Origin of the sequence: Martinezella tropici (assembly GCF_003287875.1) — a bacterium.
Lineage (GTDB): Bacteria > Pseudomonadota > Alphaproteobacteria > Rhizobiales > Rhizobiaceae > Rhizobium > Rhizobium tropici_C.
The window spans coordinates 88,624-110,411 of sequence record NZ_QMKK01000042.1; the positions used below are offsets into that span (position 1 = coordinate 88,624).

17 protein-coding genes and 1 pseudogene are annotated in these 21,788 nt (G+C 59.5%); 14 read left to right on the forward strand and 4 right to left on the reverse strand.

Translation table 11 applies throughout. The annotated features are described in order from the left end of the window. Positions 1-107: 107 nt before the first annotated feature. Both DQ393_RS16810 and DQ393_RS16820 read right to left on the reverse strand, forming a co-directional pair. Positions 108-1,733 (reverse strand): hypothetical protein, encoded by a 1,626-nt coding sequence (locus DQ393_RS16810; protein ID WP_146758985.1) that lies wholly within the window; start codon positions 1,731-1,733, stop codon positions 108-110. A 490-nt stretch (positions 1,734-2,223) separates the two neighbouring features. Next, positions 2,224-2,472: a helix-turn-helix transcriptional regulator gene (locus tag DQ393_RS16820; RefSeq protein WP_112342894.1), complete on the reverse strand. Its 249-nt coding sequence runs from the start codon at positions 2,470-2,472 to the stop codon at positions 2,224-2,226. A 124-nt stretch (positions 2,473-2,596) separates the two neighbouring features. Between DQ393_RS16820 and DQ393_RS16825 the strand changes: the two genes are divergently transcribed. From DQ393_RS16825 to DQ393_RS16885, 13 genes and pseudogenes are all read left to right on the forward strand, one after another. Continuing rightward, positions 2,597-3,172, forward strand: coding sequence for a hypothetical protein (locus DQ393_RS16825; protein ID WP_112342895.1), 576 nt, complete (start codon positions 2,597-2,599; stop codon positions 3,170-3,172). A 261-nt stretch (positions 3,173-3,433) separates the two neighbouring features. Next, positions 3,434-5,026 carry an ABC transporter substrate-binding protein gene (locus DQ393_RS16830; RefSeq protein ID WP_112343062.1) on the forward strand — a complete coding sequence of 531 codons (1,593 nt, stop codon included), beginning with the start codon at positions 3,434-3,436 and terminating at the stop codon, positions 5,024-5,026. A 5-nt stretch (positions 5,027-5,031) separates the two neighbouring features. Then, positions 5,032-6,009: an ABC transporter permease gene (locus DQ393_RS16835; protein WP_112342896.1), complete on the forward strand. Its 978-nt coding sequence runs from the start codon at positions 5,032-5,034 to the stop codon at positions 6,007-6,009. A gap of 11 nt (positions 6,010-6,020) precedes the next feature. Then, positions 6,021-6,896, forward strand: coding sequence for an ABC transporter permease (locus DQ393_RS16840; protein ID WP_112342897.1), 876 nt, complete (start codon positions 6,021-6,023; stop codon positions 6,894-6,896). After that, a complete protein-coding gene (locus DQ393_RS16845) occupies positions 6,893-8,566 on the forward strand; it encodes a dipeptide ABC transporter ATP-binding protein (protein ID WP_112342898.1) in 1,674 nt (557 codons plus the stop codon). Before DQ393_RS16840 ends, DQ393_RS16845 begins: the two co-directional genes overlap by 4 nt. An 89-nt stretch (positions 8,567-8,655) precedes the next feature. Further along, positions 8,656-9,939: a CapA family protein gene (locus DQ393_RS16850; protein WP_112342899.1), complete on the forward strand. Its 1,284-nt coding sequence runs from the start codon at positions 8,656-8,658 to the stop codon at positions 9,937-9,939. Positions 9,940-10,035: 96 nt separating this feature from the next. Further along, complete coding sequence (pepT, locus tag DQ393_RS16855) at positions 10,036-11,280, forward strand: peptidase T (protein WP_112343063.1); 1,245 nt, start codon at positions 10,036-10,038, stop codon at positions 11,278-11,280. A gap of 580 nt (positions 11,281-11,860) precedes the next feature. After that, positions 11,861-12,844 carry a LacI family DNA-binding transcriptional regulator gene (locus DQ393_RS16860; RefSeq protein ID WP_245430381.1) on the forward strand — a complete coding sequence of 328 codons (984 nt, stop codon included), beginning with the start codon at positions 11,861-11,863 and terminating at the stop codon, positions 12,842-12,844. Positions 12,845-12,868: 24 nt separating this feature from the next. Further along, on the forward strand, positions 12,869-14,188 hold the full coding sequence (locus DQ393_RS16865; RefSeq protein WP_112342901.1) for an ABC transporter substrate-binding protein: 1,320 nt from the start codon (positions 12,869-12,871) through the stop codon (positions 14,186-14,188). Between the two features lie 51 nt (positions 14,189-14,239). Then, positions 14,240-15,085, forward strand: coding sequence for a carbohydrate ABC transporter permease (locus DQ393_RS16870; RefSeq protein ID WP_112342902.1), 846 nt, complete (start codon positions 14,240-14,242; stop codon positions 15,083-15,085). After that, the gene (locus DQ393_RS16875) at positions 15,082-15,915 is read left to right on the forward strand and encodes a carbohydrate ABC transporter permease (protein WP_112342903.1); all 834 of its coding nucleotides are present in this window, start codon (positions 15,082-15,084) and stop codon (positions 15,913-15,915) included. Before DQ393_RS16870 ends, DQ393_RS16875 begins: the two co-directional genes overlap by 4 nt. A 28-nt stretch (positions 15,916-15,943) precedes the next feature. Then, entirely contained in the window at positions 15,944-18,052 is a 2,109-nt protein-coding gene (locus tag DQ393_RS16880) for an ADP-ribosylglycohydrolase family protein (protein WP_112342904.1), read from the forward strand. Beyond that, positions 18,052-19,153: pseudogene (locus DQ393_RS16885) on the forward strand (ABC transporter ATP-binding protein). The gene DQ393_RS16880 and the pseudogene DQ393_RS16885 overlap by 1 nt, the downstream one beginning before the upstream one ends. A gap of 493 nt (positions 19,154-19,646) precedes the next feature. Here the strand turns inward: DQ393_RS16885 and DQ393_RS16890 are convergent. Next, positions 19,647-20,288 (reverse strand): NrsF family protein, encoded by a 642-nt coding sequence (locus DQ393_RS16890; protein WP_112342905.1) that lies wholly within the window; start codon positions 20,286-20,288, stop codon positions 19,647-19,649. Beyond that, entirely contained in the window at positions 20,275-20,832 is a 558-nt protein-coding gene (locus DQ393_RS16895; RefSeq protein ID WP_112342906.1) for a sigma-70 family RNA polymerase sigma factor, read from the reverse strand. The genes DQ393_RS16890 and DQ393_RS16895 overlap by 14 nt, the downstream gene beginning before the upstream one ends. A gap of 261 nt (positions 20,833-21,093) precedes the next feature. On the opposite strand from DQ393_RS16895, the gene DQ393_RS16900 reads away from it, so the two are divergent. Further along, complete coding sequence (locus DQ393_RS16900) at positions 21,094-21,705, forward strand: hypothetical protein (protein WP_112342907.1); 612 nt, start codon at positions 21,094-21,096, stop codon at positions 21,703-21,705. Positions 21,706-21,788 lie beyond the last annotated feature (83 nt).

The following is a 21,788-nucleotide window of genomic DNA, read 5'->3' on the forward strand; positions in this document are numbered from 1 at the left end:
AAACTCCCCGTGATCAGATGGACATTCATGGCTCCCCATGAGTGCCTAAGTTCGCGCGGACCGCTATGGGAGGCGCGTCTGCCGACCAATACGATCCCTGAGCCATTTCAGCCAGGCCAGAAAACAACCATCCTTTCCTCCAAAAGTGATTTCGGCGACGAGCCTACCCGACGGAATCTGGCGCCCCTTGCCTTGATCGCTTTTACGATTTCCGGTGCAGGATGCTTCCAATGCAAATGGATCGGCTGAGCGGCTGCTACCCAGAGCTCCGCATCGACCACGAAAAGCGATGGGTCAAAATTGCGTGCCGAGCCGTGATGGGGCAGCATAAAGGTAGCTATCCAGTCCATTTCGTCGCGATAGTGACGCCGGAATCTCTGTACGGCCAGCGGATCCTTGAAGTCTGCATCACCGGTTCCCATCCAACCGACGCGCGCACTTGCGGACATCCGGGAGTTGCGCGACACGGCGCCGGCGGTCTGCGGCTCAACCGGACCGGAATATAACGACAGGGAGGTCTCGTTCTTATCGCCAAACGTCCAGGCATACGCTCGAGAAACGGCGTTACGGTGCTTCGTCACCAAACCTCGCCTTTCCTTCTCGACCTTCACCTGGTCGTGGAAGCTACCTCTCGGCCATTGCAGGAGCACCTCCACTGCCACGCAAAAAGCTTCCCGATCCTGTTGTGACGCTCGCTTCACATGGGGCTTCAAGAGCCATCCGCCCTCGGTTCCAGCGGCAACATCAAATTCGATATGCTGCACGATGGTTGCTCCCTCAAGCGTCCGGCGCGCCGGAGGCGGGGCGCTGTGCCAACCCGTCTCCTTGGCCTTCCATGGCATACCATCCGGGCCGGAACGAGGAGGCTCCGCGGGAGGTAGCTCGAAGAAGCCCGAATCGCCCTCGTCCTCGTCTGTCGGCATTACCATGACGATCTGCCGCGGCCCGAACCGAGCCATGGTGCCGACGGGATCGACGACCACATCTTCATGGAAGCGTTCCGCACTGTGTTCGCCGGTTGTCGCAGCGCTTCTCCCGAACGCGATTATCCGGTCGATGTCATCCAGATATGGCATTACGATTGTATCGACTCGAAGCCCCCTTTTTTCGTGAAGAAGATGAGGGATGCCACAGATATGATCGCGATCGAAGTGCGAAACGAAAAGCATATCGAGCCGGCGCGATGGGCGTCGAGCCACGATTGACCGTACTGACTGAATTACACCGTCGATCGGATCCGAGCCGCAGTCGTAAACATAGATGAAGTCGGCCGAGGATATGGCATCGGAGGTTAGGGACGCCCGCCACAGTGCCTCGTTGCGCCCAAGATCCCGAAGGGTGCCGACGTTGAAGCCGCCCTGCCCGACCGGGAGCTGATATCGATGATGTCCCAGCACATGCTTCGCTTCCTCTCGCTTCCAGGCGCGCGAGTGGCTGGAAGGCAAGCGAGCCGTCCGAGCAGCATGGTGCGCAGCTTGCCGTTCACGCTCCGACAAGACCTGATTACAGCGTTGACGGAATTCTTCATCGTCAAAGGTTTGGCGCCTGAACTCCAGCGCCTGGTTGAAGAGTTGGTCGGATATTCGGCTTCGAAGATCATCGACAAAAGGGGCCAAAGACATTCTCAAGCCATAGCTCCGAGCTACGTCTGCACGGATATAGACATCGGCGCACAGGCACGCCAAGTTCCAGTTCTCATCGTCCGAACCAACATGCGGGATCGTGTTGTTCATTTATTGATCCAAGGACATCTTCTCTGTCGGTTTCGGAGAGGAACCCGAAACCGATGACTGTTTTCGTTTTTACACCCGACCACAACGGCAACCGTGCTGGAGGCGTGAGAGCGCAACTCATGGCCAACGAATACGACTCGTTCAATGACGCGGCTTTAGTAGAAGTTTTCCATGCGCACGTTAAGTAAGTCATTGGCGAATGCGCGAGCGACTAAAGCTTCGAATTTTCCAATCAACTGGTTAGGAACCTCACAGGCAGCGTTACAGTGGCTATCCACGTCATGTGGCGGAGCAGCCGGTTTCGTTATCGATCGCTGTCGCACTTGGGAAGCGCGGTACTTCACCCGGTTGTAGGGATGCGATGCGCGTTTGATGTTCTGTACTTTTCCTCGGTCCCGGTTGAAGGCGTTATACATCTCCTTTTAGAGAGACAGCCGCTGAGCTTTGCCGGCATAGATCACGCGACCCGAGAAGTCAGCCGTCCCCTGCCCTACGCCCCCGGATTCTTGAAACGAACACCAACTCCACCGCCATTTTCCGGGATGAACTCAATCCCGGCACCCTCAAAAGTTATCCTGATCAGCTTCAGGTTTGCTGCCGTAATCGAGGGTTGTCCGTCTTCTGCTTCGGCGCGACGTATCGTCGTGACGCCAACACTTGCTGCCTTCGCGAGATCTTCTGCGGACCATCGGAGCAGCGCTCTCGCTGCTCTAATTTGAGCTCCGGTTATTCCATTCATTTTTTCAATTTCTCATTGAAGACTTTACAACGAAGTGATATGAAAACGCCCATAGCGGCTGAAACCGGTGTTTCCACCACCGACTCCAGCCTGACCACAACCTAAGCTGTCAGGAGCTCGGATCATGGCTGATTCCGACAATAGCAGAACTTTGTCTACGGTCACGCATGGAGACTTCCATTCCTTCGTGGCGGCGTCTTTTCCCACACATCCTGAGCTTGCAGCCCGGCTCACGGGGCCGCTGGACATCCAGAATGACGATCTCGCCTTTGCTATTTGGAAGCAATGGTGCGCGGCGCGGCATCGATTGATCGAATCATGTCTACGGCAGCAGGGGCTCGAACAAAGGCTGTTCGAGATGGTTGGCACACCGTCCGATGCGCGGGAGGCTTGGAAGGCCGCCGACCGGGAGATCGGATACAGCGAGGCGCTCCAGGAAGAGGAACACGCGGCCGCCATTGAGGACGAGCTGGCCGAAAGGCTGTGGGATACGCCGGCGGAATCGATCTTAGGTGCGACTGTCAAGCTCGATGCCATGCTCTTCAGATGGCAACCATCCGCTTCGAGCGATGAGTATCCCTGGGCCCAGCTTCGCTCCGTCATCGCCGACTTGCTGAAGATCGATGCGGAGATATCGTCTCGTGGGAGCGTACGTCGTCAGGTGACGGCAGCGATGCAAGGAGCCCTTCACGGCGTTTAGCAACCGCGCATCTGCCGCAGGTCAGGTTCGCCGTTTCGATTCCTCTCCAGGATTCCGTCGATTTTCGTTCGCCTCCGCTGACGTGGTGATGCCTTTTGTGATCGGAGGATTGCGCTTCGGGGCTGCTTATCGGGAGGGCTGGCTAGGCCAAACGGTGCGAGCCGGATCCCTGAGGAAATCATCTCAACAGACATGCGTGGTGGGATCGCTTCCGCCGCGGCGGCGCCGGCCGCGCCAAAAATCAAAAAAGGGAACTTCATGATGACACTCGGAAATCCATTGCGTCGGCTCATCCTGTCCGCACCATTGATGCTGCTCGCGGCCTGGAGCGTGTTGGCCGCACCTGTGCAGGCCCAGGAGCTGCGGATCGCGACCTCGTACAAGCTGATGACGCTCGATCCGCATTACGCGAACCTCAACGAGAACACGTCGCTGCTGTCCCATATCTATGAGCGGCTGGTCTACCAGGATGAGCACCTTGAACTGAGGCCCGAGCTCGCGGTCTCCTGGCGCGCCGTCTCCGACACGCAATGGGAGTTCAAGCTTCGCGACAATGTGCGCTTTCACGATGGTTCGGCCTTCACGGCGGACGATGTCGTCTATACGATCGAGCGCATCCGCGATGTCCTGAAGCCACCGAGCGGCGGTTTTCGGTCCTATCTGACCGGGATCAAATCGGTTGCTGCAATTGACCCTCTCACCGTGGTCATCGACACGGACGGCAACCTCCCGAACCTGCCGCTGTCCTTCTCCTCGATCTTCGTCATGCACCGGCCGGCGCAAGGCGGCGTCCAGACCACCGAGGAACTCAATTCCGGCCGCCCTGTCGGCACGGGACCTTACACGTTCGAGAGCTGGAGCTCCGGCGAGACGCTGAAGCTTAGCAGGAATGATGACTATTGGGGCGGAAAGTCCGCCTGGTCCGCCGTGACGTTTCGGGTTATCGAAAGTCCCGCCGCACTTGTGGCGGCGCTCGCCACCGGCGACGTCGACGTGGCGGACGCCATTCCCGCGCGTGATGTCGCCTCCCTGAACAATCGAGGCGTCAGAATCGCCAGCATCGGCGCGGCGCGGATCAATTTCCTGCAGTTCGACGTGAGCAGAGATACGCTCCCGGGCGTCACGGGAAAGTCCGGCGAACCCATTCCCAATCCCTTCAAGGATCTGTCCGTTCGCCGGGCGCTCGCCATGGCGACCGATCGCGGGATCCTTGTCGACAAGATCCTCTCGGGCTATGGCACGGCCGCCGCGCAGGTCTTTCCGGCAGGCCTGCCAGGCACATCGGCCAGCCTGAAGCCGGAGGCTCCGAATTATGAGCAGGCGAAGGCACTGCTTGCGAAGGCAGGCTTTCCGAACGGCTTCAACGTCGTTCTCGCCGGACCCGCCGGCCGTTATCCGGGCGATGCCGAAAGCCTTCAAGCGATCGCGCAGAGCTGGGCGCGTATTGGCGTCAGCGTCCGGCCGATCGCCTCTCCGTTCTCGGTCTTCAATACCAAACGGGCGGCGGGCGAGTACGCCCTGTGGTATGGCGGCAGTTCAGGCGAAACGGTGGATGTCATCCTCGATGCGCTGCTTGCCTCCCCCAATCCCGGCCGTGGCACCGGAGCCCTGAACTTCGGGCATTATCGTAACGAGGCTTTCGACGCGATGCTCGCCAAGGCGGAAAGCATGCAGGGCGGGCCGGAGCGGAACAAGGCGCTTGCCGCGGCGACAGAATTCGTGATGGCCGACCAGCCGATCATTCCCCTCTATCACTTCCATCACATCGTCGGTTACGGGCCGCGGATCGCCTCCTACGTGATGCATCCCCGTGGCTGGACGACCGCCATGCAGGCGCTGGCAGCGACGGAGTAAGTATCATGGCCCTGGTTTCAGTCGCATTCGGAAGGCTTTCGCAAGCCCTCCTTCTCCTCCTCGCCATGTCGCTGATCGGCTTCATCGGGCTTCACAGCGTCGGCAATCCGGTCTTCAGCATCGTCAATATGGAAACCGCCACGCCCGAGGATATTCAGCGCGCGACGATCGCGCTCGGGCTCGATCAACCGATCTGGCGCCAGTATCTCCTCTTCCTGGACAATGTCGTGCGTGGAAACTTCGGCACGTCCTACATCTATCACCTGCCGGCTTTCGCGCTGATCATAGCGAAGCTTCCCGCGACGCTTGAGCTCGCCTGTGTGGCGATGCTCATCGCGGCTCCGGTCGGCACAGGAGTGGGGCTCCTTGCCGGCCGGAGGAAAGCTACGTCGCTCGATAAGACCATCTTGAGATCGAGCGTGTTCGCGCTGAGCATTCCCTCATTCTGGCTGAGCATGATGCTGATCCTCGTCGGCGCCATCCTGACGGGCTGGTTCCCATCCGGCGGCCGGGGTTCGACTGTGGCCATCCTGGGAGTGGAATGGAGTGTATTCACCGCAAGCGGCTTGTGGCATCTCGCCCTCCCCGCCCTGGCGCTTGCAATCCCGAATATCGCGCTGATCGCCAGGCTGTCGCGCGCGGGCACGATCGAGGTCGAAAACCTGGACTTCACGCGGTTCTGTCGCGCCAAAGGGCTTTCCGCGCGAAGAATACTGCTTCGCCATACGCTTCCCAACATCAGCGTGCCGATCGTGACGATCATAGGCCTGCAGTTCGGCGGCATGCTCGCCTTCGCGGTGGTCGTGGAATCGATTTTCGCATGGCCGGGCGTCGGTAAGCTGCTGATCGATTCCATCCAGCTTCTCGACCGACCGGTGGTGATGGCCACCCTGACCTTCATCGCGGTCGCCTTCGTCGTGCTGAATGCCCTTGTCGACCTGTTCCAGGCCGTGCTCGACCCGCGCGTGCGCCTGTCTTCATAAGGTGATCCATCATGAAAGCTGAAATTCTCAAGGCGTTGAAGAGGCGTTCGTATCCGCGGGTCCTGACCGCATCCAATATCCTTCTCGCTGTCTATGTCCTCGTCGCCCTCGTCGCCCCGGTTATCGCACCGCAAGATCCCTATGATCCGCTGCAGATCTACGGCTGGGAGGCGTCCTCTCCGCCGGGCACATCGGGCAGTGGCGGCTATCTTTACCTGCTCGGGACCGACGGGCTCGGCAGAGATATCGTCAGCTGCATCCTGTATGGGCTGCGCATCAGCCTCATCGTATCGGTCACCAGCGCCGCCATCGCGGCCCTGATCGGACTGACGGCTGGCGTCAGCGCGGCCTATTTCGGCAAGTGGGTTGATATCGCGATCATGCGGCTGGTCGACCTGCAGCTCAGCCTTCCGACGATCCTCATTGCCCTGATCGCCATCGTCACGCTCGGGCCTGGAATGGACCGGATCATCCTGGCCCTGATCATTGCTCAGTGGGCGACCTATGCGCGGCTGGCGCGCGGCATCGCGCTGAGTGAGGCGGGCAAGCCTTACATGGATGCCGCGCGCCTGCTGCGGATGCCGACCTCGCGGATCATCTTTCGCCACCTGCTGCCGAACAGCATCGCGCCGGCCGTGACCCTGATACCCATCGAGATCGGTCATGCCGTCGCGCTCGAAGCGACCCTGTCCTTTCTGGGCCTTGGAGTTCCGCTCGACAAGCCTTCCCTCGGCTCCACCGTCGCGAACGGGTTTCAGTATCTCCTGACCGGCCAATATTGGATCAGCCTTTTTCCCGGTCTCGCTTTGTTTGGCCTTATCGCCAGCATCAACCTGGTCGGCGAGGATATTCGCCGCCGTCTCGACCCAAGGAGCCGCTTGCCATGAGCGATGAAAACGTGAAGACACCCCTGCTGCGGGTGAGAAACCTTGGCCTGCGTCACCTTTCGGCCTTCGGGCCGGTGACAATCCTGACCAATGTGAGCTTCGAGCTCGATCGCGGTGAAATCCTCGGCATCATCGGCGAGTCGGGAGCGGGAAAATCTACGCTGGGCAATGCCGTACTCGGCCTGCTTGCACCGGACTTTCAGCAAACGGCCGGAACGATCGAATTCGATGGCAAATCCATCGGCGCCATGACGCCGGGCGAGCGCGATGCGCTTCGCGGGCGGCGGATATCGGCGATCTTTCAGGATCATACGTCCTCGCTCGATCCTCTGATGAGCGTCGGGATGCAGGTTGAGGAGACGATCCTGGCGGTGGACCGGTCGCTTCCAAAGCTTCAGGCGCGTGCACATGCCCTCGAACTCCTGGCCCGGGTTGGAATTCCCGACCCGGAACGACGATATGGCGATTACCCACATCAGTTCTCCGGTGGCCAAAGGCAGCGGATCGTCATCGCCATCGCGCTTGCCGGCTCTCCGGACATCATCATCGCCGACGAGCCGACATCGGCGCTGGATGCCACCGTCCAGAAACAGATCCTCGGGCTCCTTCGAACCCTCGTCGATGAGACCGACGTTTCGATCATCCTCGTCACGCACGATATGGGCGTCGTCTCCGAGATCACCGACCGGGTCCTGGTCATGAGGAAGGGTCAGGTGGTCGAGCAGGATCAGACAGTGGCAATCCTGGACGCTCCACGAAACGACTATACGCGAAATCTGCTCGCGGCGGTGCCACGGCTACGGATCTCCGCGCCAGCTGTGAATGCGGGCCATGGCGGGGGCCAGGACCCATCTTCCCAGATCAGCGACCACCGGGACATGTTTCTCGTCGTAGAAGATCTTTCGAAGACCTTCTCGCCGCCGGGCTTGGCGTGGTGGCTTGGCCAGAACAGCCCGAAGTTCGCGCTGCGTGATGTCAGTCTCCAGCTGCAGCGCGGCACGATCACCGGCATCGTCGGTGAGAGTGGGAGCGGCAAGACGACGCTTGGCCGCATCGTCGCTGGCCTGGACACGGGGTCGACGGGCAGGATCATCATCGGCGGAAGCGAGTACGACGTTTCGAAGAATGGCCGGCGCAGCGGTCTTCTCGGCCGCGTGCAAATGATTTTTCAGGATCCGGCCATGTCGCTCAATCCCAGGATGACAATCGAGGAGACACTGCGCGAAAGCGTCCGGTTTGGCGCGGTTTCATGTCACGATGGGGAGCATAACGATCTCGTGACGATGATGGATCGGCTCGGCCTCGCGCGAAACGTGCTAAGCCGGTATCCGCACCAGCTCTCAGGCGGCCAGAAGCAGCGCGCCTGCATCGCGCGAGCCCTGCTGGCAAGGCCGCAAATCATCGTGGCGGACGAACCGACATCGGCTCTCGACGTTTCCGTGCAGGCCGAGATCGTGAGGCTGCTGAAGGACACGATCAGCGAGCAGGACATAACGATGATCTTCATTTCCCATGATCTGGCCGTCGTGCAGCAGCTCTGTGATTCCCTTTACATCTTCAGGGATGGACGGGTGGAGGATGCCGGACCATGCGACGCCGTCTTCTCGCAATCCCGCAATCCTTACACGCAAACGCTCATCAGCGCCCGGCCTCACCGCTTCACGGCCTGAGCCTCGGTCGGCCGTGCCGGCTTGAGCATCGGCGCACTTCAACATCGGTTTTCGGAATTGGTGGCATTCGCCACTGCAAAAGGTGACACATGAACAACAGCTTCACATTGGCCGTCACCGGCCAATCGCTCATAAAGCATGACATCCGCGATATCAGCGCTCCCGCTTTTCAGCAGGTTCGCTCGCTGCTTCATGGAGCCGATCTTTCGTTCACCAACTTCGAAGGGACAATCCTTGGACATCACGGCGGTTGGCCGCTCAAGGGATCATTCTTCGGATGCAGTGAGCCGGCTGTCCTGGATGCTCTGCGGTCAATCGGCTTCGGGGCTCTTTCGCTGTCGAACAATCATGCCTTCGATCTTGGACCGCCAGGCGTGCTGTCGACGTTGGAAGAGGTGGAGAAGCGGGGTTTCCTTCACGCCGGTCTCGGCTGCAACGCTCAGGAGGCCTCGCGTCCGGGCGTGGGGACCATCAACGGCCGACGTGTCGCGATCGTCGCAATGGATGGCGGCCCCGGCCCGGATTTCATGTATGCAGCGGATGCGGACAACGGCCGTCCCGAACGCCCCGGCGTGAACCGGCTTGGCCTGTCACAGGTGATCGAAGTGGACGAAGACGCGTTCCGGCGGATCGGCGTGATCCGGGACCGGGTCGGCTACACGGCGATCGATCTTGCCAATGACAGCCAGCCAGACGATCCGCGCCGGCTGGCTCCAGACTGCGAGATCGGTATCGGGCGGGCGGTGTTTACGCGATCCAACAGGTTCGGCCGTGGCGTGAAGATCGATGAGCGCGACATGGCGAGAAATCTCGCGGCGATCGGCTCCGCCGCGGCGCACGGATCGCTGGTGGTCGCCTATCTGCACCACCATCACTGGGCCTCGGACTGGTACCAGATTCCTGAATGGGTTGGCGGTGTCGCCAGGCAATGCATCGATGCCGGCGCGGCCATGTTTGTCAGCCACGGCGCACCGGTTCTCCAGCCACTGGAGATCTATCGCGGCAAGCCGATCTTCTACAGCCTCGGCAACTTTATCTTCCATGTCCGCTCGGAGAATTCGACCTGGACGGCGCCGGAGGTTTGGGAGAGCGTGATCGGCTCGTGCTCTTTCGACCGGAACAACAATCTGACGGACATCAACCTTCATCCCGTCATCATCGGCGGCGACGAGGGACTGAAGGACGGTGTGCTGGAGCGTCGGCTGGTGCCACATCTGGCAATAGGGAAGAGCGCCGAGAGAATCTTGCGGCGGTTTTCCCAACAATCCGCCAGCCTCGGCGTCGATGTCGTGGTCGAGGACAATATCGGTGTCGTGCGGCTCCAGCCGGGGACATCAGGTTCAGAGGTCATGCGCGATCGCTTTGTGATCTGACACCCCGCTCGAATGCTATGATCGACGCGCCAAGAAATGGAAATGCCGCGAATGAAGGCGGCATCTTCTTGGGTCAACCTGGACGGGATGAAAAACATGCAAGTTCGAGACGAACTCGTCAGCCGATTTTTTCGCTATGCGGCGATCGAGAGCCAGAGCGACGGCCGTTCTCAATTGCTGCCCTCATCGCCTGGGCAGCTGAAGCTCGCCGACTTGCTAGCTGAGGAATTGCGAACGCTCGGGGTTGATGATGTCCTGGTCGACGAGCATGCCATTGTCACGGGCGTGAAGCGTGGGAACAGACCGAAGGCTCCAAAAGTAGGCTTCATAGCCCATCTCGACACCGTGGACGTGGGCCTGTCCCCGGTCGTCCGCCCGCAAGTTCTTCGCTACGAGGGCATGGATCTTTGCCTCAATCGTCAGGAAGACATTTGGCTGCGCGTCGCCGAACATCCGGAGATCCGCCCCTGGACAGGAGAGGAGATCATCTTCAGCGACGGCACCAGCGTCCTGGGCGCGGATAACAAGGCGGCGATCGCGGTCATAATGACGCTGGTTGCTCGGCTCGACGCACAAGGCGATCACGGAGACATTTTCGTCGCCTTCGTGCCGGACGAGGAAGTCGGGTTGCGGGGATCCAAGGCGCTCGATCTTTCCCGCTTCCCTTGCGATTTCGCCTATACGATCGACTGCTGCGGGCTTGGCGAGGTGGTTCTAGAGACGTTCAACGCCGCAACGTGCGAAATCGTCTTCACCGGTGTCAGCGTACACCCCATGTCGGCGAAGGGCACCCTCGTCAATCCGCTGCTGATGGCGATCGACTTCATCTCTCACTTCGACCGTTGGGACACACCTGAGCACACGCAGGATCGCGAGGGTTTTTTCTGGTTCAAGGATCTGATCGCAAACGATAGCGAGGCGACATTGACCGCCCTGATCCGGGACTTCGACGAGGTCGGCTTCAATGTCCGCAAACATCGGATCGTCGAGGTTGCGGATTTGATTAGATCGCGATATCCGACTTGCGCGGTTCGTTGCCAGTTGGCTGATACCTATCAAAATATCGCCAGCAGCCTTTCCGCTGATAATCGTGCCGCAACGCTACTTTTCGAGGCCCTCGGTGATCTCGGGATCGAAGGGAAGCTCTTGCCCATGCGTGGCGGCACCGATGGTGCCGTGCTTTCCGCTAGAGGAATACCGACACCTAACTTTTTTACTGGGGCCTATAACTTCCATTCCAGGTTCGAGTTTCTACCCATAAAAGCCTTCGAAAGATCGCTGGATGTTGCGGCGCGAATATGTCAGTTGGCCACCAGGGAAAAGATACCGGAGTGCCATTAAGAGGACATGACCCGCGACCTGTCGCTTTCGGAACCGTCCATGCTTCCGATGCGAAGTAGCTCAAGGCCAGTTTGTGGCAACTGGGCAGAGTAACTCACCGCGGCGACGGTTGCGGTGGGGTAATGGCGAATGTGGAGTTCACGGTGGGCACCAGCCTGCAGATTTCCGGCCCGATTGCCTAATGATCCAGAGCGGATGTCGGCAGGCCGTACAGCAGCAATTCATGCGCATCGAGAGCACGTGCCCGTGTCGAAATCGCGATGTTGAAAATGATAGAGAATTTGCGGCAAGAAGGATTTTTGATCGAGGAAATCGCGTTAGCTTTGGCCGACGCTTCGGAGGACTATGTTATCTTTCTCGCCAACGAGAAAGCCTCCACTAAAGTAAAGCCAATTTCGGTGCAGAGGCGCATGTGAAATCGCATCCTGAAGTTGGGACGATGAGAGGCCTGCACCTTGCAGGCCCGTCCTTGGCGTACGTGGCACGCTTGACACATTGAGAACGTCGTTTTATTGATACGTATCACTAATACGTATAAATTACATAAGCGATGACAACTGGACGGGCAACGCAAAAAGATGTGGCGAGGGCTGCGGGGGTCTCGCAGGCTACGGTTTCCATGGTGCTGAGCGGCGGCGGAGCATCCATTCCCGCGGAGACATGGGAGCGCATCACCAAGGCGGCAAAGGACCTTGGCTACGTACCAAACCGTTTTGCGCAAGCGCTCAAGACGAGCCGCACGATGACCATTGCCTGCATCGTGCCCGACATCACCAATCCGTTCTATCCGTCTTTGATCCGCGGCATTCAATCGGTCGCTGACGGTCAGAACTACGATGTGATCACGGTAAACACGGACGGGACGCCCGAGCGCGAACGTCATTTTCTCGATTGGGCCCGACAGGGTCGTGTCGATGGCGTAATCGGCGTCTTCTTCACGCTGAAGGCCAAGGATTTCAATCCCTTAGTCGAGGCCGGCGTTCCCATAGTGAGAATTGAATCATCCAAGAAGCGCGGTGGCGAAATCCCGATCGACGACATCTATGTCGACAGCAGGGCGGCGGCGCAGACGGTGACGGAATATCTGCTGGGCCTCGGTCATAAGCGCATCGCGCTGGTCGCCGGTCGCGGCGGTCCACAGGCCCACCGTATCGAGGGCTATCGTAAGGCACTCGCAGAGTTCGGCCATCCCGACCATGTTGTTACTGATGATGAATTTTCCGAGATGGGCGGTGTCCGAGCGGCTGAGAGCATCCTCGGCGGCGACTTCAGACCGACCGCCATCTTCGCCGCAAACGACCTGATGGCGATCGGAGTGATGCAGTCGCTGCGCGAGCGCGGCATCCGCATTCCCGAGGATATCGCCGTCGTCGGTTTCGACGATATTTCCGCCGCCAAGCTCGTCACCCCGACGCTGACGACGGTCGCGCAGTTTCAATGGAAAATGGGAGAACGTGCCGCGCAGATGCTGATGGAACGCCTGCGCGGAGAGAAGACCGGTGCTGGAACCGCCGTTGAAATGCCCTTCGATCTCATTGTCAGGGGTTCGACGAGCAACGAATAAAACCAAATCGGGAGGAGAAAACCGATGCACAGACGTACAGTTTTGAAAGCCGGCTTCGGCCTGGCTGCCCTGCCGCTTATGTCCCGCTTCACCTTCGCGGCGGATCAGAAGCCTGTATCCTTCTGGTACGAATCCGCTTCGCCGGAGAACCAGGATAACCTCAAGAACATTCTGATCGATCCGTTCAATGCGGCACATCCCGAAGACCTCCTGAGCATCGACTTCCGCGGCTCGGATCTCGACAAGCAGCTGCGCGTCGCGATGCTGGCCGGCACCGGCCCCGATGTCGTCTTCACGGCCGGCCCGAGTTATGTCGCGGCAATGGCACAGGCCGGTCAACTCATGCCGCTTGACGACTACGCCAAGAAATACGGATGGGACGAGCGTCTGCTGCCGCTCTTCCTCGATCTCGGCCGCTACAACGGCAAGCTCTACGCGCTCGCGAAGACATATGAAACACTCGGCCTCTTCTACAACAGGACCTTGTTCGAACAGAACAAATGGAACGTGCCAACGACGATATCTGATTTCGAGGCGCTTGCCGACGAGATGAAGGCCAAGGGCCTGACCCCATTCGGTGCCGGCAATGCCGACTGGCGCCCGGCCAACGAGCATTATGTCTCGATCGCCATCAATTCGATTGCCGGACCCGAGAATGTCTACAAAGCGCTGACGGGCGCCATTCCGTGGACCGATCCCGCCTTTGTCCACTCGATCGACAAGCTCGCGGAATGGTGGGACAGGGGATATTTTGGCGAAAACTACTTCTCGCTGACCCTGGAACAGGCCTTCGCGCAGATCGCCAGCGGCCAGGCCGGAATGGCACCGACGGGCACGTGGAATTTCACCAACGTCCAGACCTACTTTCCGCAGAACAACGCGGAGCCCGGCTTCGTCGGCTTCCCGAGCGAGAAGGGCGATCCGATCTTCGCACTTGGCATCGGCTCGACGCTGTCAATCAACGCCAAGTCAGGCAATGCCGATGGCGCCGCTGCCGTTCTCGATTACATGTTCACCGACGACTACTACAGCAAGATGAACTCGGTCTGGCAGGGCGAATGGAACCTGCCGCTGGCCGATCTCTCCAAGGTCAAGCTCTCCGATAAAGTCCTGCCTCTTTACGAGGACGCCATGAAGCAGCTGGCAGGCGCAGTCGCCGCCGGCAAATACGGTTACACGACCTGGACCTTCCTGCCGCCGGCCACAGACACATACCTGGTCAGCGGCATGGAAGAGGTCTGGCTCAAGAAAACGAAGTCGACCGACTTCCTGAAGAAACTTGACGAGACCTTCAAGCAGGAACGCGACGCCGGCAAGGCGCCGGCGGTCCCACCCCGCACCTGACAAGCCGCCGCAGGACGGCGTTGAAAGCGTCGTCCTCGTCCGGAGGATATTATGCACCGACTTTATCTCGTTCCGACGATGATCATTAATATCATCATCGTCCTCGTCCCCGCTTTGCTGACGGTGGCACTCGCCTTCTGCAATTGGGACGGCATTTCCCCGCCCACCTTTGCGGGCCTCGACAATTTTCGCGCGCTTGCCGGTGACCGCGTCTTCTGGCTGGCGCTCGGCAACAACATCATCTGGACCATCGTCTTCCTGACGGTGCCAATCCTCATGGGGCTGCTTGCCGCCTCGATGCTGCTGATCGTGCGCCGCGGCAGCAATTTCTTTCAGGTCGTCTATTTCCTGCCCGTCGTCATCGCGACCGCGATCACGGCCCGCATCTGGCAGGGTATGATCTATAGCCCCGTGACCGGTGTCTTCGGCCTCCTCAAAAAATACGGGCTGCCGATCCCCAATCCGCTGACCCAACCGCCGATCGCGCTGTTCGGCGTCGCGACCGTCGACCTCTGGCACTGGTGGGGCTTTCTCTGCGTCATTTTCTTCGCCGCACTCCGCCAGGTGCCGCAGGAACAGATCGAGGCGGCCCGCATCGAGGGCGCGACCTATGTCCAGATGATGCGCTATGTGCTGCTTCCCGGCATCCGGCCGACGATCACGCTGATGATGATCATGACCGTCATCTGGTCGTTCCTCGCCTTCGATTTCGTCTACATCCTCACCCAGGGCGGCCCAGCCTTCTCCAGCGAACTGCTTTCGACACTCGCCTATCGCAAGGCCTTTTATGATCTGAACGTCGGACAAGCGGCCGCCGCAGCCCTCGTCATCAGCCTGTTCGGGCTGATCGGCACCTTCTTTTACGTGCGCATCCAAACCAGGGAGGGCGAACAATGAGGCTCGTGGAAAGCCGCCTGACCCTCTGGATCTGCTACATCCTTCTCGGCATATTCGCCTTCATCGCCCTCTTCCCGATCGCGCTTCTGGTGCTGAACTCGCTGAAGCCGGCGGCTCAGATCGTGCAGAATCCGCTCGGCCTGCCACAACCGATCCGTTGGCAGAATTTTGCCAATGCCTGGAACCACGCGAAATTCTCAAAGACTTTCGTCAATTCGCTGATCGTCTCCGGCACGACGATCGCGCTCGTCTGCACGACATCGTCGCTGACGGCCTATGTCATCGCGCGCCGCAAGATCAAAAGCTGGAAGATCTTCACCTTCTATCTGCTGGCGACCACGACCGCACCGATCCAGCTCTATATCTTCCCGCTCTATTTCGGCTTCGCCAAGCTCGGGCTGATCAACAACATCTTCGGCGTGGCACTGATCTACACCGCGCTCTACAGCCCCTTTGCCGTGATGCTGCTCAGAACCTATTTTCTGGCGGTTCCAAAGGAGCTTGAGGAAGCAGCGATCGTCGACGGCGCTACGCATTGGCAGGTCTTCTGGCGGGTGATGCTGCCGATCGTCTCGCCGGGCATCCTCACCGTGGCGCTGATTATCGGATTGAACTCCTGGAACGAGTTCCTGATCGCCACGACCTTCCTGCAAAAGCAGGAGAACATGACCGCCGTCATCGCCTTCTTCCTGCTGTCCGGCCAGTACAGCTCCGATTGGGGGGAGATCATGGCCGCAGCGCTCATCATCGTCGTGCCTGTCGTCGCGCTTTTCGTCTTCATGCAGAAGCGCTTCATCGAGGGCATGGCTGGCGGCTCCGTCAAAGGCTGAACGAATTTATCGATAAATGGAGTAAGCAATGCAGCTTCCGAACGACTATCTCGAACGTGTCTATGCCGGTGTCCTGGGCAAGCTCATCGGCGTCTATCTCGGCCGCCCCTTCGAGGGATGGACCTACGAGAAGATCATGGAAGAACTCGGCCCTATCGAATATTACGTGCATGAACGCCTGAACCAGCCGCTCGTCGTCACCGACGACGATGTCGCCGGCACCTTCACCTTCATCCGCGCGCTGGAAGATTACGGCATCAAGCCGAACCTCTCCGCCGAAGAAATCGGCAAGGCCTGGCTCAATTACATCGTCGAGGAACGCACGATCCTCTGGTGGGGCGGCAACGGCAACTCCACCGAACACACCGCCTGGCTTAATCTCAAGAAGGGCGTGCCGGCCCCGCAGTCCGGTTCGATCACCACCAATGGCCAGGGCGTTGCCGAGCAGATCGGCGCCCAGATCTTCATCGATGGATGGGCGATGGTCGCCCCCGGTCAGCCGGAACTCGCGGCCAAGCTTGCAGAACAGGCCGGCAAGGTCAGCCATGATGGCGAATCCGTTTATGCCGCCATGCTCTGGGCAGCGATGGAAGCCGAGGCTTTCGTCACCTCCGACATCGACCATCTGATCGATACCGGGCTCAAGCAGATCCCAAGCGACAGCCAGATCGCCCGGCTGATTGCCGACATCAGGGCCTGGCACAAGGCGCATCCCGATTGGCGCGACACACGCCAGAAGATCCAGGACAATTACGGCTACGACAAATATCCCGGCAACTGCCATATCATGCCCAACCACGCGTTGATGATCATGACGGTGCTCTATGCGCCGCATGATTTCCAGAAGGCGCAGATGATCATCAATACATCGGGCTGGGATACCGATTGCAACGCCGGCAATGTCGGCTGCCTGCTCGGCATCGTGAACGGCCTTGATGGACTTGCCGAAGGCCCCGACTTTCGCGGCCCCATCGCCGACCGCATGCTGATCTCCTCAGCTGACGGCGGCAATTCTATCAACGATGCGGTGCGTCAGGCCTATTTCCTGACCAATCTCGGTCTCCAGCTTGCCGGGCAACTGTCGCTCGAGGCCCCGAAGAGCGGTGCGCAGTTTCACTTCTCACTTCCCGGCAGCCAGCAGGGCTTCCGCCCTCTGACAGGTCTCGGCGCGGCAAGCAGCGTGCGTGTCGGCAATACTGAATTCGAAAGCGGCCGCGCGCTGACGATCGACTACGAAGCCCTCGGACCGGCGCAAAGCGCCGTCGTGACGACGCCGACATTCTCGCCACGCGAAATGCTCGACATGCGCACCTACGACCTAATGGCGACACCACTCGTCTATCCGGGCCAGACGGTGAAGGCCCGCGTCAAGGCCGACGGCCAGAATCGCGGCATAATCGAAGCGCGTTTGCGCATCCGGGTCTATGATGGACGCGATCAGTTGAGCGACATCGACTCGGCGCTGGTTGTCATAGAGCCCGGCTCGGAAGCCATTCTCGAATGGACCCTTCCTGAGACCGACGGCCAGCCGATCGCCGAGATCGGCATCGCCGTAACCGGCACCGGCAGGCGCGCCGATGGCCGCGTGTTCGTGGATTATCTCCGCTGGGACGGCGCGCCCAAACTGACATTGAAGCGCCCGGCTGGCGATGGCGATTTCTGGCGCATGGCCTGGGTGAACGGCGCAAGCTTCTTCTCCAAGCGCTTCCCGGCCGCCTTCCGCATCGCGCAGAACCGAGGCGAAGGCATCATCATTCATGGCACGCGCCAATGGACCGATTACCAGGCCTCAGGCCAGGTTATGATCCATCTCGGCAATTACGGCGGCCTTGCCATCCGCGCTCAGGGCCTGCGCCGATACTACGGCGCGCGCGTGACGCGCGACGGCAAGATGCAGATCGTCAAGGTGCGTGACGAGGAAACCAAGGTTCTTGCCGAAACCGCCTTCAAGACCGAGTTCGACAAGCATATCGCCATGAAGATCTCGGCGCAGGGTGCGCGCATCACCTTCGAGGCCGACGGTGTTTCGGTGACGGCGGAAGATACCGCCGCCGATGCCTTCCGTGACGGCGGCGTCGGCCTTCTCATCCATGAAGGCGCCTTGTCGTCGAACGAGATCCGGATAGGAGGAGTATGATGGCAACGGTCACCATCGATAAGGCACGCAAGGCTTATGGCGCCGTGGAGGTTCTCCACGGCGTCTCGGCCGACATTGCCGACGGCGAATTCGTCGTCCTTGTAGGCCCCTCTGGCTGCGGCAAGTCAACCCTGCTCAGGATGATCGCCGGCCTTGAAGATATTACCGGCGGCACAATCGGCATCGGCGGACGCGTCGTGAACAACCTGCCGCCCAAGGAACGCGACATATCCATGGTCTTCCAGAACTATGCGCTCTACCCGCATATGACGGTCGCCGAAAACATGGCCTTCTCGCTGACACTTGCCGGAGCCGCGAAGGAAGAAAAGCAAAAGCGCGTGGCACATGCCGCGCAGATTCTCGGCCTCACCGATCTCCTCGGGCGCTATCCCCGCCAGCTCTCCGGCGGCCAGCGCCAGCGCGTCGCCATGGGCCGTTCGATCGTCCGCAATCCGCAAGTCTTCCTGTTCGACGAACCTCTGTCCAATCTGGACGCGAAGCTTCGCGTCGCCATGCGTGCCGAGATCAAGAGCCTGCACCGGCGCCTGGCAACGACGACCGTTTACGTCACCCACGACCAAGTTGAAGCCATGACCATGGCCGACCGCATCGTCGTCATGAACGGCGGCCATATCGAGCAGATCGGCAAGCCGCTCGAGCTTTACGACAATCCGCAAAGCACCTTCGTTGCCGCGTTCATCGGCTCGCCGGCCATGAACCTCCTGAATGGACGCTTCGACACTGGTGGCGGAAAGCCTGTCTTCAAGACCAATGAAGGCGTCCTGTTGCCCCTGCCCGACAACGCTCCCAGGGTTTCCGGTGTGGAAGGCGTCTACGGCATCCGACCGGAATATTTCACCCTCTCGCCTGCAAATATCGGCATTCCCGCGCGCGTGGTAGTCGTCGAGCCGCTCGGTTCCGAAACGCATATAACGGCGACCCTGGGCGGGCAGACAATCGTCATCGTCTTCCATGACCCTCGATATCGAACTGGAAGAGACGATCTGGCTGCAGCCCCGAACGGAACGGATCTGCCTGTTCGATGCCGGCGGACGCCGGCTGACCGACAAGGCCGTCGAGCGGGATCTGCAACATTCGTGACGCCAAAGCGCCGCTGTAAGGCGGCACGTCAACCCGCGCCATGTCGAATTGGCGGGATACCTGTTCGATCAGTTGATCGGGCCCACGACACAGGTCCTGACAGCCGATATCGGCAAGGCCGACATCGAGTGTTGCCGAATCGATCGACTGGCGCACCTTCAGCAACATATTGCCCAGGTCAGCCGCCTGATCGCAGGCGCCAGTATCGTGGCGAATACCTCAGGCTTTTCGCGGGCGCGGACAGAAAACATGGCACCACAAATGCATGCTATAAAAAACTCAGCTTCAAAGGAGGCGTATCTGTCAGAATAAGTAACCCCTCCGCGGCCCCCTCTCAAAAACCGATGTTAGCCATGTTGAAAGGTATCGGAAGAAAGCTGTGACTTCAACCGCCACACCTCAGCGTCTGATTGGTAGGATCAATGACTACCATTTATAAGGCGAGAATGCCCGATCGTCTCCGGCCGCTCGCCCTCTGCACGTCAAAACGAAGCTACCAGCGCAGGCTGACTTTCCCGAACAGGCTTCCGACCAGCCCGCCCAGCACGATGCCGAACGTGTACCATATCGCGATGAATGGGATACCGTTTTCGACACAGGCCCAGGAATATACCCAGCCGCCGACGCCCCCGGCGCAAGCACCCGCGACAAAGCCGGCAAGTGCCGGGCGCGTGGGGGCTGCACGCCTGAGAAACCACATGTTGGCGCAGAAAGCGGGAATGCCGAAAGCCACGATCAGGAACGGGCAAAAGAACGCTGAATATCCGATGATCAAACCTGGATAGGATGAAGCCGGCGACAGCGCGAGTTGAGCGATGGCCAGAAGCGCGACAATGCTGAATGCCACGACCGGAACCCGAACCATACTTCCAATCGAACCCTCTGGGCGCGCAACCCGTTCAAGAGCCACGATCGTCGCGCTCATTAGTACGGCTGTATATAAAAACTTCACCAAAAACGCCGCCACCGTCACGTGGTGCAGATGCGGGCGAAAGCTGAGCGATATCAGCAGTGCGATGGCCGCGCCGGTCACGCCGACAATGATTGTAAGCCCAAGCCTCACTCGCAGCGCATGATGGCGAACCGGAGTGAGATCGCGTACCAGAACCTCGATGAATTCATCATTTTTCGTCATTGGCAAAACCCAGCGTGCGTCCAATCGCGCGCATCCCTCGATGAATGCTGACGCGAACCATTGCTTCCGACTGGCCGCTCTCGCTCGCGGCTTCAGCAGTGGTTTTTCCTGCAATCTTTACCTGCCGCAGAAGCTCCCTCTGTTTGGCAGGCAATTGGTCGAGAAGACGGTCGATATCGAGGTGAGCAAAGAGTGTCTCCTCTCGAAATTCAGCCGCGATCTCATCTCCCAAAGCAATTTCCACGCCTCTTTTGCTGCCATTTACCCTGAAGTGGTCGATCAGCTTGTATTTCGCGATTTGAAAAAACCACGCGGTGAACGGCCGTTCCCGATCATAGGTAATGCGCCGGCTATGCACCGCCAAAAGCACCTCCTGAACTAGATCCTCGGCGTCACGGTCTGCATTCGATCCAAGCCTCCTTCGATAAAATGCCAAAAGCAGATCTCGCAAAATGACGAGCAAACGCCTGTACGCAGCCTCATCGCCGTCAAGCGAGAGAAGCATCAAGCCTTTCAGGACCTGTTCCGATACCGATTTCGTCATTCGCGTGCAGTCATTCGTTGATCGGCGCTATTTGTTACATCCTGAACCGGATTTTTTGTCGCCCTTCTTGCGATCACAACGACGTGATCGCTGTAACGCATTCGCACAAGCGCCGAATGAGGGGGGCGGAATTGAGGGACAATCGGTTGTCGCTGGCAAGATGCCATCGCCGCCGTGCCTCATTTCCAGAACGATCGCCCTACCCGCTCGAGATAGCCGGATGGGTATCATATCGAAAAGATGAAAGATATGGAGAGCAGAATGTCGCTCACGAAGTTGAAGATCATGGGTATGGTGCTGGCGCTTGGTGCCGTGACCACACTATCCGCACAGGCTGCCGACAAGGCACGCGTTCGCGGCGTCGTGGAAAGCCTCAGCGGCGATACGCTGATGGTCAAATCGCGCGAAGGCAAGGACGTGACGATCAAGCTGAAATCCGGCTGGGCCGTCAACGGCATCGTCAACGCCTCCGTGACAGACATCAAGCCTGGGGATTTCGTCGGCATCGCGTCCGTTCCGACCGACAGCGGCATCAACGGGGCGCTCGAAGTCTTGATCTTCCCCGCCGCGATGAAAGGCACCGGCGAAGGCGATTACGGCTGGGATCTGAAGCCGAAGAGCTCGATGACCAATGCGACGGTTGCCAGCGCCGTCACCTCGGTCAATGGTCCCACCCTGTCGCTCACCTACAAGGGCGGCGAGAAGAAGATCTCGATCCCTCCAGGCACGCCGGTCGTCACCTTCGGCAAGGCGACGAAGGACGACATCAAGCCCGGCGCAGGAGTCATCATCAACGGCACGACCGATGGAGACAATACGGTTGAATCCGACCGTGTCGTGGTCGGCATAAACGGCGTCATCCCGCCAATGTGACGCATCGATGCCGACATCACGGGGCTGCCCGGTTGCCAATCGCATCCGGGCAGCTCAATGAGCGCGATAGCGTCGCACCATAT